Below are 16,528 nucleotides of genomic sequence, written 5' to 3'. Positions count from 1 at the left end.
TATTTGATAGCCCAACATATATTGTCTGTTGCAAGAAATATGTAAGTACAAATTGCGGACAACAGCAAAGCCTTCGAGTTCACAACAATGACATTCACACCAAAGGAGAAGTTGAATGCAGCACATCGCTGAACATGTAGCAAAAAGGTCGTTTCTAGTTCACATGAAGCATTACGCCGTTTCCTGTGGACGAACATTAGCTCCATCGTTTGTGTTTCTCTCTATCACTGCAGTAGCTCACGCACAGGGGACGATTGATTTCTCTGGCTCTACAACTTTTCTCAACACCGTTAAAACATTCGCGCTGTATGCAGGAGCGGTAATTGCGCTAATTGCCCTGATCTTCAGCGGAATCAAGTTCGCAGGCAGGGATATTCCCGGAGCAATCATGGGATTGGGCGGCGTGCTCTTTGGTGCCGCGTGCATTGGGTGGGGAGCGGGCTGGATTAGCTCGACAACCGGTCAGTCGGTGCAGTAGTCATGCAGGCCAGAAGACGAGGAGAACCTCTAGCCGTTAACTCTGCGATGAATGATGGACGCACCAAGCTCGGCCTGGACCTAACGGCATGGGCGATCATTGTGTTTGTCTCAGTCGTGGTCTTTCTCGTCGGTTTCCGTGTGCTCGCGCTCATCTTTTTCCCAACTCTATCTTTCACAATTTGGCTCATCCTCCGTAAACACCCGAAATACTTTCAGCTTTGGGTACTGCGGTGGGAGCAGAAAGCCTACTATGATCCTCGCCAATCGTAATTCGAAGGATATACCGTGGTTTGCGAAGGCTGGGGCCGCTTGCAGTATCGTACCAATTGCAAGATTCATCGGTCCCGGTGTCTTTGCTCTTAAGGGAGGCGGCTACGGCTGCCTCTTCTCTCTGACAGGTATAGATGAAGAAGGTCGTACCGACGAAGAACTCGAACTTCTAGTTAGCAGCATAGAAGGAGCTCTGTATGCTCTACCTGAAAACTCTTGTCTATATCAGTACACCCGCGTTCGTAAGGGATTTGAGATTCCCCGGCAGCAGTCATATAGAAATCCGGTAACAGAGAAGTTCATAGAGGACAGGCTCTCGTTCCTTAATGAAACAGCGCGCTTCCGAAGGATAGATCTTCATTGGTCTTTGACGGTGGAACCATCGAAATCGCTCTTTGGTAGACCAACGGAGAATGTAGCAACAAATGCCAGACTGATCAATTCCTTACAGAAGGCAGCGGCGATTCTCGAATCTCATCTCTCACGCCTTATCGGGCTGAGGCTTCTCGGAAACGATAGTGCATTCCAGTTTCTTTCTTACCTGTTCAATCTGACTGATTGGGCCGAGAAGCGCGAACTTGAAACCGACTTCGGTGTTGATAGGCAAATTGTCGCCAGCCCTGTTGCTTGGCAAGATGATTTCATAAAGGTGGGAAAGAGGTTTGTGCAGATGTTTTCTCTTGCTGCCGAACCCAAAACGTCGAGACCATGTCTGTTTCAGGACCTACAAAGCCTAGATTGCGACAGTATCTTATGTACGACATGGAAACGGAAATCCTCTGGGGATGCTCGTAAGGAGGTTGAGAACCAAGAGAAGTTCATAGAGTTTTTCAAACACAATGTCCTTGAGTATTTCGTTGCCGGCCATAAGAAGGAGCAGCTCAACGAAACAGCATCTGCCAAAGCTGCAAGCGATAAGGTAACTGGGCTGGGAGAAGTCCTGACATCACTCGACAAGAAGGCTCAAGGACACTACTCTCTGCGCTTGCTTCTTGTCGCGGACTGCCGCGAGGAACTCGAAGAGGCTACACCGGAAGTCCATCGCATCTTTGTAGAAGCTCGGGCAAAAGTGATTGAGGAGACGATTGGAAACCTCTCAAGCTTCTATTCGATGTTTCCTGGCAACGGCCGTTTTTCCGTGTATCCTCTTTGGCTTCGTGAAGATCACAACGCAAGGTTTGCTTCTGTTTTTGCACCCCACATCGGTCATCCACATTCGGAGGATCTGGATAGCGAGTACCTAAATATCTTCGAGACGAGAACGCGTACGCCTTTCTTTCAGGATGTATATGTCAATGGCGTGCGCGTGATGTTGATCGTTGGTTCGACAGGAGCAGGAAAGTCTGTTCATGCCAATCAAATGCTTGCCCTTGAACCAAAATATGACGGCTTTACTTACATCTTCGACATTGGCGGTTCCTATGAGAGTCAGGTTCAACTCTACGGCGGTCGGATCGAGCGCATAGGACTGGATGGTCCACGAGTGAATATCTTCTCGCTAGAGCCGACAGATGGCAATTTAAAGCGGCTGTATTCCTTCACAAAGTTGCTATTGACCAACGGTGGAGCCGATCTCGAACCGGAAGACGACGACATAATCTATGACGCCGTCAAAGGTGTTTATCTTTTGGAGCGGGAGAACCGCCGTTTGGGGAATTTGTACCTTCCCAAAAAACTAGATCGTTACTTAAGGAAGTGGATAGGCAATGGCGTGTACGGGAACATCTTCGACAACGTAGAGGATAGTCTCACTCTCTCCAGACGCCAATGCTTCGATTTTCAGCGGGTCATCGACAAACAATTTTCCGATCTCATCGAGCCATTGATGGTTTGGTCTCTTTGGCGTATTGACGATGTTCTCTACGACCCACGAAACCTCGGTGTACCAAAGCATGTGCTAATCGAAGAGTTATTCACCAATATGCGCAATGAGAAGCTTCTAGAAAATGCGCTCAATTCAATAAAGATGGCTCGCAAGAATCTTGGAGGCGTCACTCTCATCGGTCAATCAGCCGAGGACCTTGGGCCGCACGCGAAGCTGATTGTCAACTCTTGTAGCACCTTTCTCTTTCTGCCAGATGAGACCTTCAATCGGAAGGACTATGCCGAGCTGTTCAAGTTGAACAGTCAACAGCTGGATCTATACGAAAGTCTTAAGGAACGGGAAGGTCTTTATGTACGGAGAGATGGCCTCACGAAGGTGATCAAGCTAAATCTTGACCCGGCAAGCTACGCAGCCTTTTCGACTAAGCCGAAAGACAGGGTACGTCGCGAGAAATTGGTACAGCAGTATGGACTCTCCGAAGGTCTGGCGAGATTCGCCAGAGGAGAAGTTGCTTAGAACATCAACTTTCACCGGAGGAATTAGCCGTGAAAATATCTCTACTTACTCTCCTGACAGCAGTAGTTTCTGTTATCGGGAGCTCGGATCTAGCAAACGCCGCAGATACGCGGCAGCCAGAACCAAGCATCCCTCGTACAATTGTCGTTCACGAACAGGATGCACCTCCTGTTATTCGGGCGGCATTGCAACAATCAACCCTTATTGCCTTACCGCCAGAAGAGAAAGTAGCAAGGGTCTTCGGCGGCGATACCGTCAATTGGCTATTCGATGGTGGGCATATGCCAAGCCGGTTCCTCTCAGTCAAGCCAACCGCGCCCAATGCTACTACTGACGTTCATATCATTTCCGATCATGGAAATGAGTATTCCTTTCAACTGACGGAAATATCGAAGGATACAGATCTTCACTATGACGCAAAGATCTTTGTGACCCAGGGGGATAAAAACGGTAAAGAGCGTATCGAGGAGCCTCCCGTATTTGTCCCCTCTTCTGATGTTAGAGATCTGATAGCTCGTCTGCAGCGGGAAACGGCAACTGCTAGGGCCGAGAAAGAAACAGCAGAAAAGTCTGTAGAGACTGAAGAAGAAAAGTACAAGAGCCATTATCCAAGAACACTTCATTTTGACTACACGTGGGACCAAGCAAAAGCCAAGGCTCTTGGACTTCAGCAGGTTTGGAGAGACGACAAGTTCACTTACCTACGTGGCAATTTCCAGGAGACGCCAGCGTTATATGAGATGAAGGACGGCAAGGGTAGCTTGATCAACTTCGATTACAGTGCCGGCCTGTACACCGTCCCCAAAATGCTTGAAGAGGGTTATCTCGCAATAGGCAAGAAGAAGGTTACCTTCCGCAGAACTGGAGGAGGCAACTAACCCATGCAGGATTCGAACCAAAACACGCTCCCTACCGTTCCAGAGCAGCCGGAAACGAATCCACCGCTTCGCCGACGCTGGCCGGTATTGATAGTGCTCTGTGCGGTCATCTTTTTGATTGCAATGGCTAATCTTGTCTCTTTGGTCAATCGGAATAAAAACGTACCAAAGAGCAATTTGCCCACGCGCCCAGTAACCGCAAATCCTCAACAGGTATCAAACTACGAAAACCAACAGACCGCTGAAGCTAGGCACGATGCTGAGGTGCGTAGACGGCAGCAGGAAATTGCTAACCAATTGCAGCAACTCCAGGCAGAGGAAGCTACGCCAGGCCCGGAAGCCGATTCGGCTGCTCCTATGACACCTGCACAGCGGGCCGCAATCTACGGAGATAGCCCTAACGCACCCAAACAGGTCTCTGGAGTATCAGAAGCACAGGCCGAAGCAAAACAGCGGCAACTGGCAAAGGAGAGGCAACACCAGGAGGCGGTGAATAGCCACACCTTGGCCCTTGAATTTGATCAAGCCACGGAGAAACAACCGAACGCCAAAGGTGAAAACGTAGGGCCAGATACAGACTCCGCAATAACTGCGGCTGTACCTCCATTGGGTCTAGATGAGGTGGCTCCACAGTCCTCAGGAGGAGAAGTGCCAGCGCAACCTGGTGGGAAACAGATCCACAATTCAAACCCCCAGCAGCAAGCAACCATTGGAACTCAGGCATCGGGCTCAAATAAATCAGAACCGAAGGATGCGGCGCTTCGAGCCTACGATTGGGACCAGTACCAGGGGCCTCTATACCGAGTCTTCGAAGGAACTGTCTTTGAAGGTGTCGTCACCAACTACGCCGATGGTGGTCACGCTGGACCGCTACTCGTCATGCTCACAACTGACTACTACTCCCACGATCATCAACAGCTGCTTTTACCGCAGGGAACCAGACTCATCGGAAACATCGAAGCCGTGTCAAGCGAGCAGCAAAGGAAGATGTTCGTTGTGTTTCATCGCGCCATCACACCCGATGGATTTTCGATATCACTTGAGAGGTTTATGGGGCTAGATCCCCTCGGGACAACAGGACTGGCTAGTCATGTTGATCATGGTTACCTGCCCGCATTTGCCGCCGCTGCCGCAATTGGTGGCATTGGAGGTCTCGCACAGATCGGGAACGGTGGTATCGGAGCCTATGGCGGCGATCCCAGTGCCGCAATCCGCAATGGCATTACTGCTCAATCGGGGCAAGAAGCAGAGCAGATACTGAATTACTTCCTCAACCGTTTGCCCGTAATCACGCTCAAGAATGGCACACGTGCTCGCGTCTACATAGCGCGTGACATCTTGGTGCCTTCTTACGCGAATCACCGGGTTGCTCCAAACCTTTAACCCTGCACAGAGGAGGTCTTATGAGAGTCAATTTCAGGAAACGGAACACGCTATTGATAGCTGCAGGAGCTTTCCTCCTGCTATCTACACCAGCATTTGGCCTTTTCGGTTTTGGCGATATTGTCTATGACCCTTCCGTATACGGTCAAGCTTTAGCCGAGGTAAAGCAGGCTATTCAGATGGTCAGTACAGCGAAGGCGCAGTTTGCCGCAATTCAAGCAAACCTGAAGAACTTTTCCTTCAAGGAACTTTGGCGCACAGCCTACGGCCAAGTAACCAATGAGAATGTGCCAAACAGATACGGCGAAACGGCCGGATGGAACGTTGCACTGAATACCAATTCTCCTACAGCCGCTGCGGCAGCGTGGAATATGGCGAATGTTTCCGTCTCTGCCAATACTGCCGCATACTTTGCGGGCCAATTGCCAGGAAATAGTGGACCGCTCGCTTCTCTCGCGATGGTTGAGGCTTTCGATTCTAGCTCGCCAAACTGCCTCAATGCCATTGCCCAATATCGCGTTCAACGTACTCAGAATGCCATCCCTGAAGCAAACCTTCAGAACGAAGTATTGGACACATCCACAGCCACGAACTCAGAAATAGAACAGCTCAATATGTTGAACGCGGCCGAAGCTCAAAGAATGACCGAAATGCAGTCTCAGGGGGAATTGCACTCCTGTCTTGCAACTCAAATGACGATAGCCAATATGGCCCAACGGAATGCAGCCGCAACAACGATCAATGACGCGGCCTTTGTGCAAGTACAACGTGCAGCAAATCCTACATTCGTCGGCAACAGTTCAGAGACTTGGACATCCTATGTTCCATAGAAAAACCGAAGGAGGGACAGATGCTGCGAATTCTTAATACGAAGATCCTAATTGCCATTTTGGCCGTACTGGTGGTTATTGCCGGTATTGCCTACAGGAACTATCAACTGAGCCAGAAAGCAGCGGCAGATGCTGCAAAAGCGGCCGCCGCAGCTGCTTTCCAGCAGCAACAGCAGAGGCAGCAACAACAGGACGATGATGCTTTCCGGAAGGCGGTAGAGGCTAAACGGAAAAAGCAGAATAATAACGCCGGCAATGGATCAAAGACGTGGGCAGGTGGATATAAACCCTAGATAACGGAGGGTGTTTCAACGTGAAACGAGTTGCATTGCTTCTACTAACCTTGCTTTTCCTTCCGAGTGTCGTCCATGCGCAAATAACAGGCTCCTCGGGAAATGGGTCCGTCGATTGGCTATACAGCTTTACAAACAACCTGACGGACCTGACTACGCAAAATCAACAAGCACTCACAGAAGCTGGAATGTTCGAATTAGCGACCATCTCGTTTTTCGTCCTCATAGGAATGTCTATCAATTGGAGCACAATGGCAATGACCTTCAGGATGCACGTTGAGCCGCTACGGGTGGGAGATCTCAATATGTTTCTACTGAGGTTAATTGTCTGCTGTTTGCTTGAGAATTATTGGGTCAATCCACTACCTGGAGCAACTTTCGGATTGAACCATTTCTTTTCATATGTTGCCCAAGTAATCGTGGCTGCAATTGACCAGCAGTCGCTTACAAACTTGCAGAATCTCTTTGCAACGGCAGGTCAAAACACTCCCCTTCCCGCTGCCTTTGCAGTTCCGCAATGGATTTTGTACTTCATCATCCAGATCTGCATCGGATTGGACTCAGCCATCCTCTTCCTAATCAACGTAAGCTCTTTCATCTTCTATGCCGTTGTGGCGCTCTTTGGCCCCATATTCATTCCCTTATATATGTCCGCCACGTTCCGGCATAAATTCATGCACTTCGTTGAGGTTCTGCTCTCATTTGCGATGATCCGAGCAGTTGCAGCTGCATTTATCTATGTATGGTCGGGTTTCCTTACTGGCTTCGTTCAGAAGACTTTCAATGGTGACTATTCCTTGGCAAATTGGCTTGCAAATCTCGTTCCGGTTTTCATGGTCCAATTTGCTTTCATCCTAAACATGGTCTCGATTCCCAGCATCACTCAAATCGTCTTCGGAGGAGGAGCAGCTGCAGCAGGCCGTATCGGGCAAGTGGGTGAATTCATGCTTTTCAGGAAGGCGCTATAGATGATTTTCACTCTCCATTATCTTTTCACCAAAGCGCCACGCCCCATCAGGATTACGGTGATTGCCCTATTTGTCGTTTTCCTGATTTGCGATATCGTCTTCACACTTCAACTTATTAGGGAGATTACACACAGGAGTCCTCATGTCCACTAAATCCGAGAAGCAACCCATTCCTTGGGCAGCAGAGCAATCCTTGCTCATAGACCACGTAGGAAACGAGGTCTATTCGTCGCACTATGCGGAGCGCAAGCTCAGCAGACGACTGATAGCGCTGCTCGTCTGTATCGTGGCCTACCAGCAGTACAACATAAACTCTTTGGCTCACCGGCCAATTCAAAATCGATACATTCGGATCAATGATATGAGCCAGGCCCAGCCAATCCAGTACAGTGATCTCAATTACACGCCGCAAGAAGGCGAGGTTCGAGCTGGCCTCACAAATTGGGCGGGCTACCGTTACACGGTCAATCGCGAGACAATCTCAAAGGATTATCCCCTCAATTACTACTTCCTCTCACAGCCGCTAGCCAGTCAATACATGCAGCAGGACAACTCGGAGCATCTGCGCTCCCAAGTTCTCCAGGGGCAGAAAGAACAATGCGACGTGGATGTCAGAAATGTAGCAATAACATCAATGTCCATTGAGACCGTTCAAGGAGCCCAAATGGCCCGAGGAACGGCGCTGGTCAATCTCGATAAAACCTATTCTCCCCGTTATTCCCACGAGCCGAGGAAAGAGCATTGGGTTCTTAGCCTGATCTATTACATCGATCCAAGGCAGGTAAACGAAAAGGCTAAAACCTTTCCCAAATACGAGACGATCAATCCACTTGGAGTGACCATCACGGAGTTACACGAAAACCGCGTTTCCGTGGAGCTACTGCAACCCAATGGAACTCCTACGCCCCTGCCAGCCCAGAGCACAGCAACTTCACAAGGAGTAATCCATTGAGCTTTGAATTGATACTCCCATTCTTTCCGGAAGAGTTGCGAGCACTACTCCTGGACCCCTCTATTTCGGACTTGATGATCAACGGAGAAACAGGCGTATTTGCCGACCGGGGCGGGATGCTGGAAAAGGTCGAGATATCTGGCCGTTACACCAATGACCGTTTACAAGCTGCAATTGAGCGCGTTGCGCGAGTACTCGGCCAAGATCTGACAACACAGAATCCGATATTGAACACACGCCTGCCGGATGGATCACGTGTGGCCGTCGTAGGTCTCCCGTCTTCCATTAACGGGCCAACCTTGACCATCCGGAAATTCAATAGATGGTTTACGACTGATGAGTTAATTCAAAATGGAACCCTACCACCGTTCGTCTGCGCAACGGTGATTAATTTCATTTCCAGGAAAAAGAACGGACTGATTTGTGGCGGAACAGGCTCAGGGAAAACTGCACTAATGAAATCCTTCATCGACCATATTTCGATGAAGGAACGACTTGTGATCATCGAACAGCCAGCAGAGCTTAAGATTTCTCATCCAAACGCTGTCCGCTGGGAAGCTGTAGAAGCAATTCCTGGACAGGTCGCAGTTACACCAACCGAGCTTTTGGCCGCAGCACTGCGCCACCGACCGGACCGCATCATAATTGGCGAAATCCGTGATGCATGCGCGTACGATCTCCTTCAGGCAATGAATACAGGCCACGGTGGAACGCTCTCCACACTGCACGCCAGTTCTGCACTGGATGCCCTGAACCGTCTATCTAATTTAGCTCTCAGTGCAAGACCAAATCTCAATCATGCATTTATGCGGAGCGAAACAGCCGATGCGATAGATTTTGTTCTTTATTGCGAACGCAATTCGTCCGGACAACGACACGTGACCGAGTTAATAGCCGTAAATGGCTACACACACGCAGAACAGACATTTCGCGCAGAGACGCTCTACTGTCGCGAGATTAACTGTGACCAGTTTCTTGCACCTCAAATCGAATTGGAGACAAATCATGCCGCTGCTTGAAATCCCCATCAGCAAGAAGATAACCGCAACCATAACGCTGGAAGAGTCAATCGCGATACTAGTCGATAATTACGCGCTCTTCGCGAAAGTTTCTGCAGACGACGTAGTGAATAAAGCATTGGAGTATGTTCTCAACAAAGATAGGGAATTCCTTAGATTCTGTGAAGCTGCAAATGGGGAAAAGCCGAAGCAGGCTTTGCGTGTGAAGCGGGTGCATGACGGACAAAAGCGCTCGCGCCCGGGGAGAAAGCCAATTAGTGTATCCCCGATAGCGACAGCTGAGTCGAAGACGAAGCAATAAATCACGAGCAGTTACTTCACACGATGATTGAATTAGCCAATCCATATGAAGCCGCAATCGATAAAGACGCAATTCCTTTCGCTACGCTACAGGAATTCGCTAGCCGATCTCGGCAGATCGGCAATAGGCAAGAGCCGCAAATCCCTCGCTAACGCTTCGGGAATAAGCTAGCTGTCCCTATCGGAACAGCCTTCGGTAAAAGCAATGCGGTGCCCTCCGGGGATGCATTAATACGCGTGGCGCTTTGCGCCAGGAGAACTTGACACTTCACCCCTGACAGGGTGGTGTTAGGAATCCGCTGGGATTCCTGAAAGCACGATCTTCATTTCAAGAACTTAGAGAAGTTACGAATTCTTACGGATTCTTGAGAATTCCCAAGAATTCCGGGCCTGCTTGAGGTAAATCGATGCCCTTACTAAGCGATGAAGCGATTGCGGAACAGCTACAGAAGCGTAGCACTTTCCGCCTGATAAATGTTTCGTCGAAACTCAATCGTGTGGAGGCTGAACGCCTTGATGCTCTCGCAAAGAAGCGGGGCCTTCAGCGTGGCGAACTAATACGTCAAATCATTCTTTCTGAGCTGGCAAAAGATGAAGAAAAAACGGAGGCGGCGAGGCCTGAGTTGGTGGAGATTGTTGCTATCCGGCTCATTCTCACGAATCTATTGAAGCCGCTTGTCTTGGGGAAAACGCTTAGCGCCGAAGTGGCGGAAGGAATCATTGCCGAAGTCAATAACCGCAAGAAGGCAGTCGCGCTGAAAGTGCAACAGGAGGTGTGAATTATGACTATGCAGTGGGGAAGAAAAGAGACAATTATCTGGCCGCCACATAAGCCGATTTACAGTTTTAGCGCAATCTTCTTGGCCGTACTCCTTACTTGTTTTTTCGCCTGGGAGCGCTTTGCTTTCTCGATCTCTCCCTTGCAGCGATACTACACGGGAGATTATCTCCGAGCCGAAATCGGAGCGGCAACGCGTCAGCACGGGAAATACGAATTGCTGTACGTCGGAGGTGGGAAACACCCGCCTCGTCTTGCAGTAGATAGCGATGCAATTCCGGGACGAACTCCGGTTTCTCCGAAGAGAATTATTGGCCTAGCAATTTCCCCAGCAGCTAAGGAGGAAGGCTACCTGGCTCTTTATCCAGGATCGCGAGTCAGCTATAGCGACTCGTCTCTATCAGAGTGGATGAGAAGGGCAGTCTTCAATGGTCGGAGTCTGGGAAATGTCTATAGCACCTCCGGCATCGGTGGACTTATCACCCTCGCCCTGCTGCTGTATTTTGCAATTCCCGAAGACATTAAGCGGCTGCGGGAACTGAAGTACGGACGTAGGCTAAAGGGACCTGTACTGCATACGCCCAAGGAGTTCAATCGGATCGTAAAGGGCACTGGACTCGGATTCAAAACTACCGAGTTAAAGGCCATGATCCGGATTCCCCAACACGTCGAAGCGCAGCACATCGAAATCATGGGAGACACAGGAGCCGGCAAGACTGCCCTCTTCCTTCAGATCTTGAGGCAGATCCAAAGCCGAGGCGATTCGGCGATTCTTTATGACCCCGCTTGTGAGTTCACGCCGAGGTTCTATAACCCCAAGCGTGGCGATATTATCCTCAATCCCCTCGATGATCGGTGTCCTTATTGGGGGCCAGCTGAAGAGCTACGTCGCAAGGCAGAAGCAAAGTCAATCGCCGCGTCCCTCTACCAGCCGACAACCGATAAGAAAGGTGAATTCTTTGTGGAGACACCGCAAAAGATTTTTGCTCATTTATTGACCTATGGGCCAAGTCCAAAAGACCTTGTAGAGTGGCTTTCCAATCCGGAGGAAGTGGACCGTAGAGTAGCCGGAACCGAAATGGCAATGATGATTGCCAAAGGAGCGCAGCAACAGCGGAATGGTGTTCTGGCCTCCCTAGGATTGATAGCAGACAGTCTTCGTTTCCTTCCAACAAAAGAACAAGCCAGAGACAAGATTTGGACCGCCACAGAGTGGGCAGAGACCCGGCAAGGATGGATTTTTCTTACCTCGAAACCAACTGAACGTGAAGCCCTGCGTCCGCTGCATAGTCTCTGGATTGATCTGCTAGTAATGCGTCTGATGAGCGAGCCAACGGCCAATCAAAAACGCGCCTGGTTCATCATCGACGAGTTGGCCAGTTTACAGCGACTCCCTCAGCTTCATACTGCGCTTACAGAGAGTAGGAAAAGTGACAATCCTATGGTTCTTGGATTCCAAGGAAAGGCCCAGGTAGAGGTTCCCTACGGCCGTCTCGCAGAGGTAATGCTCTCTCAACCAGCAACAAAAATCTTCCTGCGCACGAGCTATCCGGCTTCGGAATGGGTGAGCAATACCATCGGCAAAGTTGAGATTGAGCGAATGAAAGAAACCCACTTTAACGGAATGCGCGCACACAGAAATTTCAATCTTGACCGCCAAGTAGAGCCCCTGGTGATGGACTCTGAAATTCAGGGACTCGACGACAAGCACGCCTTTTTGAAACTCCACAACAACGTAGTTCGTTTTGCTTTCGAATATATGGACGTACCAAAAGTTAATCCAGGTTTCGTACCTCGCAAGGTTGAGGACGACGAGTTGCTCTTTGATCCAAGGACCCTTTCACCTAAGAGTCCCGCAGCCGCCACTCCAAAGAAGAAGGTTGACTTGGAAGAAGAAGAACAGGAACCGCAACCCGAACACACGAAACAAGGTGTTATCCCTTTCGAAGAATAGCGGGGTTACATGTTCAAATTGTCCAAGGCACTCAATGCCGAGCAACTGGCTGACTATCACAAGAACGAATACAGCTCCCCAACAGAACAATACTGGAGCCAGGGCAATACAGTAGCTGGAGAGTGGGCCGGCGATCTCGCGAAAAAGTTCGGCCTATCCGGAGCCGTTACCGAAGAGCAGTTCTCGCGCTTGAGCCAGGGACAAGATCCGAATAACGGGGCTCAGCTTATCCAGCACAGGCAAGGCACACCATATACAAACGCTCAAGGACAAGTGGTCAAGCCAGCGCAGCACATTGCAGCCTGGGATGGTACTTTTTCGCCACCGAAATCCGTCTCCATCACCGCACTGGTGGGCGGTGACGAAAGAATCAGAGACGCACACCGAGCTGCGGTGAACGCGGCCCTATCGGAATTGGAGCGATATACTCAAGCCCGCATGGGGGGCAATGCTCCCTCGGAGACTACGGGAAACTTTGTGGTAGCGAAGTTTGAGCACGACACCGCACGACCCGTTGATGGCTATGCAGCACCTCAGCTTCATACCCATGCGGTCATCTTTAATATCACGGAAGCAGACAAAATTCGCTCCATTCAGCCGGTAAGCCTCTACCAAACACAGCAGTTTGCCACAGCGCTTTACCAATCGGAACTAACCCACCGGTTGAAGGATTTGGGTTACGAGATTACGACGGGCAAGAGTGGCGCTCCGGAGATCGCAGGCTACACGCAGGAGGACCTGGATGCCTCCAGTTTGCGCCGGCAGCAAATAGAGGAAGCGTTAGCTCGTAGCGGCTATTCCGGGCCAAAGGCCGCTCAAATTGCCGCCCACAATACTCGCTCTCAAAAGATGCACCTCAGTCCGGATGCGGTTATAGCTGCACATCGCCAGGTTGCCGCCGAATTCGGCGACCAAGCCGAGCGAGTAACTGGAGAAGCTAAGGAGCGAGCCTGGGAAATGGCCGCTACCCGTGTTCCTGATGTTTGGAAAAGAGCGCATGAAGCTGTGACCTATGCCAAGCAGCGCAATTTTGAACGAGAGGCCGTTACCGATGAACGCGACTTAATGCGCGATGCGCTCAGGAGAGGCATGGGAGATGTGCGGTACACCGAAATCCGTACAGACTTCGAACAACGTCATAGCTCCGGTGAATTTCAGGTAATCGACGGAAAGAAATATGATCCATCAAGACAGTTTTCTACACGAGAAACGATTGCTGCCGAACTCGCAAATATACGGTTCATGAAACAAGGGCAGAACATCCTCCAGCCCATCATGCAACCGGAAGAAGCGACGGCTCACGCTTCTACACGACCGTTCCTTAACGCAGCACAGAAGGAAGCTATCGAAGAAATTCTGACTTCCCGGCATCGTGTCCATGGCTTACAAGGTTTAGCCGGCACAGGCAAGACAACTACGCTTGAAGCTATCCGTGAAGGAGCAGAACAGAAAGGCTTTGAGGTTGCAGGCTTCGCCCCAACCAACCGCGCCGCAGGCCAACTTCGCGACGCCGGTATTTCCGCCGACACCCTGCAAGGCTTCCTTGCTAAGAAAGACGACCAATTCGGAGACAAACCACATCTCTACATGCTCGACGAGTCCAGCCTTGCAAGTACTCGCCAAATGCAAGCCTTTCTCAAAAAGATTGGCCCTGAAGACCGTGTACTCCTGATCGGAGACACACGCCAGCATCAAGGCGTCGATGCTGGAAAGCCTTTTGAGCAATTACAACAGGCAGGAATGCAGACTGTCCAACTCGACAAGATCATGCGGCAAAAAGACCCCGAACTCCTAAAGGCTGTAGAACACCTGTCTAGAAATGAGACCCAAACAGGTATAGAGATGCTGGGAGCGCAGGGACGAATTACCGAGGTGATAGACCGCTCTCAGCGGATCGAGGCCATAGCCAAAGATTACGTAGCTCAACCGCTCAATACGCTTGTCGTATCGCCGGATAATGCCAGCCGACAAGATATCAATCAGGCTGTCCGGGGACAGTTGCAAGCCCTCGGTGTGGTCTCTTCCGAAAATCATCAATTGAATATTCTAATTCCACGTCCAGATCTCACGAACGTTGATCGTACCTGGGCGCAGAAATATCAGGTCGATGACGTTCTCCTCTACAACAAAGGCAGTAAGAAGTTTGGAATTGAAGCCGGTTCTTACGCGAAAGTTCTCTCAACTGATCCGGTAGCCAATGAGATCACCGTCCAGATGGAAGACGGCCGGAAACTCACCTATGATCCGAAACGACTCCGCGGCATCAATGCTTATCGTGAGCTTGAACGCGAGTTTGCAGAAGGCGACCGCCTCCAATTCACGACCACGAATAAAGATCTAGGTTTCTCTAACCGCGATTTGGGAACTATTGAGAGCATGGACGGCAATATGATCACTGTCGGTCTGGACAGTGATCATCCCCGAAGTCTCACCTTCGATTCATCTCAGATGAGACATTTTGATCATGGCTATGCTGTTACATCGCATAGCTCTCAAGGCTTAACATCCGGGCGAGTAATCGTGAATATCGATACGAATACGCATCCCGATCTCATAAACACACGTTTCGCCTATGTTTCAATTTCTCGCGCACAATACGACGCACATATTTACACCGACAATGCAGAGGAACTAGCTGAACGTTTGAGTTCAGATGTGACAAAAACCTCTGCCGTCGACTTCTCTCAAAGTCAGAAGACAAATACTCAAACGCAGTCAAACGCCCAAATGCAAACGCCACCGATTACGCCAAGTCAAGCGCAGTCAAATACTCAGGTGCAAACACCATCGACTACGCAAGGACAGACCCCGTCGAATGCCCAGGCGCACACGCAATCGACTATGCAAGGAATAATCCATCCGTATGCTCAGCCAGGTATCAATGAGGAGCTACAAATGCCAGAAACGAATGAAGGAAATGTAATCACGCCCAGTTCCGCGAATACGGTGAGCCACAGTCCGGACAGCAATCGCAATCGAGGCACCAGCCCAAGCATTACAGACGCGATTGACACACTTGAAGAAAATAGAAATGACATGCCTGCAGCAATGTATGCGTCCATACTCCCGGAATTCCAGCTAAGGGAGGATATCCGAAGAGTGCAAAGAGTCCTTACCGAAGGACTGCCCTACGGTCAATTAACAAGTCGGCTTGAGCAGACTGATGTTGAGAGCAGAGATGCGTCCTATTACCAAAGCCTTGTCCAAAACAAATATGTTGATCGAATAGTTGAGTCTGTCTCAAAGCATCCGGAATGGTCCGAAAGGCAACATCTTGAAGCGTTACGGCCGACCCTCGAACAAGAGAGGCACTGGAAGCCACTTTTAGATGTCTTGGGTGTTGTAGAATCGGCGTCTTACACGTGGAGAAGGGAGACAGAAGATATTCAAACCTACCGTAATGAAGTTTCTAAAGGTTACCTGCACATCGACAACATGGGACAGTTCTATGACCGCCATGCAGAACCTGTCGTTAGGGATCAGGGCCTAGAGAACGCTTTCAATGCTCATAACCAGGCTGAAATTGGATCCCAAAGCGGAGGAAACAATAACCGGGGCCTATACCAACTTGGTGATGGAGAGAATCGAAAGCCGTTCGACAATCTCCAAGCGAACAATCAAGCCGATGGCCTGGAAAGAGGTAACGATATCGTCTATGAGATTTCTTGACGTGCTCAATCATCAAACGGGGCAGTGGGGCTCCTTCGCGCTTGCAAACGTGTAGCCCAGAGAAGCTCATCTTCTATACCTAAGCAGCACACAAAGAAGAACTCAAATGCGTCCTAGTCCGTAGCTGGTAGAGCGGAGATAGGCTCTACTGGAGAGCAACCTGTCAAGAAATAGCCAGCTGAAACGCATCTATGCCGATGAGCGCTGGGAGTAGCGGTTATATTGCTTCCGGTTTTATGTTTTCCACCGGATCGATAGATTCCCTTTGTCTCGAAAACTCGAATAGCGATATCGCTGTGTAACAGCCTACCATTTCGCGCGTCCCCTGCTTTGTGCGATTGGGGGAGATTCCAATTCACCTATCTAGTCTAGTGAATGGATTACACATGAAAGAAAACCGCGCAGGTTGGGGC

At 50.0% G+C, this 16,528-nt stretch carries 14 protein-coding genes; all 14 read left to right on the top strand.

Features of this window, described 5'->3' with window-relative positions; all coding sequences use genetic code 11:
* Positions 1–115: 115 nt before the first annotated feature.
* Entirely contained in the window at positions 116–478 is a 363-nt protein-coding gene (locus tag AC6I7T_RS06260) for a TrbC/VirB2 family protein (RefSeq protein ID WP_497792472.1), read from the top strand.
* Positions 479–480: 2 nt separating this feature from the next.
* Positions 481–750 (top strand): VirB3 family type IV secretion system protein, encoded by a 270-nt coding sequence (locus AC6I7T_RS06255; RefSeq protein WP_497792471.1) that lies wholly within the window; start codon positions 481–483, stop codon positions 748–750.
* Positions 731–3,091 (top strand): VirB4 family type IV secretion system protein, encoded by a 2,361-nt coding sequence (locus AC6I7T_RS06250; RefSeq protein ID WP_497792470.1) that lies wholly within the window; start codon positions 731–733, stop codon positions 3,089–3,091. The genes AC6I7T_RS06255 and AC6I7T_RS06250 overlap by 20 nt, the downstream gene beginning before the upstream one ends.
* Positions 3,092–3,120: 29 nt before the next feature.
* Positions 3,121–3,969, top strand: a complete 849-nt coding sequence (locus AC6I7T_RS06245) for a TrbG/VirB9 family P-type conjugative transfer protein (protein ID WP_497792469.1) — start codon at positions 3,121–3,123, stop codon at positions 3,967–3,969.
* 3 nt (positions 3,970–3,972) lie between these two features.
* Positions 3,973–5,352 carry a TrbI/VirB10 family protein gene (locus AC6I7T_RS06240; protein WP_497792468.1) on the top strand — a complete coding sequence of 460 codons (1,380 nt, stop codon included), beginning with the start codon at positions 3,973–3,975 and terminating at the stop codon, positions 5,350–5,352.
* A gap of 20 nt (positions 5,353–5,372) precedes the next feature.
* Positions 5,373–6,182, top strand: coding sequence for a hypothetical protein (locus AC6I7T_RS06235; protein ID WP_497792467.1), 810 nt, complete (start codon positions 5,373–5,375; stop codon positions 6,180–6,182).
* Between the two features lie 20 nt (positions 6,183–6,202).
* Positions 6,203–6,475 (top strand): hypothetical protein, encoded by a 273-nt coding sequence (locus tag AC6I7T_RS06230; protein WP_497792466.1) that lies wholly within the window; start codon positions 6,203–6,205, stop codon positions 6,473–6,475.
* A gap of 20 nt (positions 6,476–6,495) precedes the next feature.
* Positions 6,496–7,443, top strand: a complete 948-nt coding sequence (locus AC6I7T_RS06225) for a hypothetical protein (protein ID WP_497792465.1) — start codon at positions 6,496–6,498, stop codon at positions 7,441–7,443.
* Between the two features lie 142 nt (positions 7,444–7,585).
* A complete protein-coding gene (locus AC6I7T_RS06220; RefSeq protein WP_497792464.1) occupies positions 7,586–8,395 on the top strand; it encodes a VirB8/TrbF family protein in 810 nt (269 codons plus the stop codon).
* Positions 8,392–9,414 carry a TadA family conjugal transfer-associated ATPase gene (locus AC6I7T_RS06215; protein ID WP_497792463.1) on the top strand — a complete coding sequence of 341 codons (1,023 nt, stop codon included), beginning with the start codon at positions 8,392–8,394 and terminating at the stop codon, positions 9,412–9,414. The genes AC6I7T_RS06220 and AC6I7T_RS06215 overlap by 4 nt, the downstream gene beginning before the upstream one ends.
* Positions 9,401–9,715, top strand: a complete 315-nt coding sequence (locus tag AC6I7T_RS06210; RefSeq protein ID WP_497792462.1) for a hypothetical protein — start codon at positions 9,401–9,403, stop codon at positions 9,713–9,715. The genes AC6I7T_RS06215 and AC6I7T_RS06210 overlap by 14 nt, the downstream gene beginning before the upstream one ends.
* A 406-nt stretch (positions 9,716–10,121) precedes the next feature.
* The gene (locus AC6I7T_RS06205) at positions 10,122–10,493 is read left to right on the top strand and encodes a ribbon-helix-helix protein, CopG family (protein ID WP_497792461.1); all 372 of its coding nucleotides are present in this window, start codon (positions 10,122–10,124) and stop codon (positions 10,491–10,493) included.
* A 3-nt stretch (positions 10,494–10,496) separates the two neighbouring features.
* The gene (locus AC6I7T_RS06200; protein WP_497792460.1) at positions 10,497–12,446 is read left to right on the top strand and encodes a type IV secretion system DNA-binding domain-containing protein; all 1,950 of its coding nucleotides are present in this window, start codon (positions 10,497–10,499) and stop codon (positions 12,444–12,446) included.
* A gap of 9 nt (positions 12,447–12,455) precedes the next feature.
* Positions 12,456–16,115, top strand: coding sequence for a MobF family relaxase (mobF, locus tag AC6I7T_RS06195; RefSeq protein ID WP_497792459.1), 3,660 nt, complete (start codon positions 12,456–12,458; stop codon positions 16,113–16,115).
* Positions 16,116–16,528 lie beyond the last annotated feature (413 nt).

The sequence above is a fragment of the Humiphilus diazotrophicus genome (assembly GCF_059726315.1).
This window is presented reverse-complemented; position numbering and strand designations above follow the sequence as displayed.

What these genes read in the sequence shown, in the direction of transcription:
- AC6I7T_RS06260 (WP_497792472.1), top strand. Translation starts at nt 116, where the DNA reads ATGCAGCACATCGCTGAACATGTAGCAAAAAGGTCGTTTCTAGTTCAC.
- AC6I7T_RS06255 (WP_497792471.1), top strand. Translation starts at nt 481, where the DNA reads ATGCAGGCCAGAAGACGAGGAGAACCTCTAGCCGTTAACTCTGCGATG.
- AC6I7T_RS06250 (WP_497792470.1), top strand. Translation starts at nt 731, where the DNA reads ATGATCCTCGCCAATCGTAATTCGAAGGATATACCGTGGTTTGCGAAG.
- AC6I7T_RS06240 (WP_497792468.1), top strand. Translation starts at nt 3,973, where the DNA reads ATGCAGGATTCGAACCAAAACACGCTCCCTACCGTTCCAGAGCAGCCG.
- AC6I7T_RS06235 (WP_497792467.1), top strand. Translation starts at nt 5,373, where the DNA reads ATGAGAGTCAATTTCAGGAAACGGAACACGCTATTGATAGCTGCAGGA.
- AC6I7T_RS06230 (WP_497792466.1), top strand. Translation starts at nt 6,203, where the DNA reads ATGCTGCGAATTCTTAATACGAAGATCCTAATTGCCATTTTGGCCGTA.
- AC6I7T_RS06220 (WP_497792464.1), top strand. Translation starts at nt 7,586, where the DNA reads ATGTCCACTAAATCCGAGAAGCAACCCATTCCTTGGGCAGCAGAGCAA.
- AC6I7T_RS06210 (WP_497792462.1), top strand. Translation starts at nt 9,401, where the DNA reads ATGCCGCTGCTTGAAATCCCCATCAGCAAGAAGATAACCGCAACCATA.
- AC6I7T_RS06205 (WP_497792461.1), top strand. Translation starts at nt 10,122, where the DNA reads ATGCCCTTACTAAGCGATGAAGCGATTGCGGAACAGCTACAGAAGCGT.
- AC6I7T_RS06200 (WP_497792460.1), top strand. Translation starts at nt 10,497, where the DNA reads ATGACTATGCAGTGGGGAAGAAAAGAGACAATTATCTGGCCGCCACAT.
- mobF (WP_497792459.1), top strand. Translation starts at nt 12,456, where the DNA reads ATGTTCAAATTGTCCAAGGCACTCAATGCCGAGCAACTGGCTGACTAT.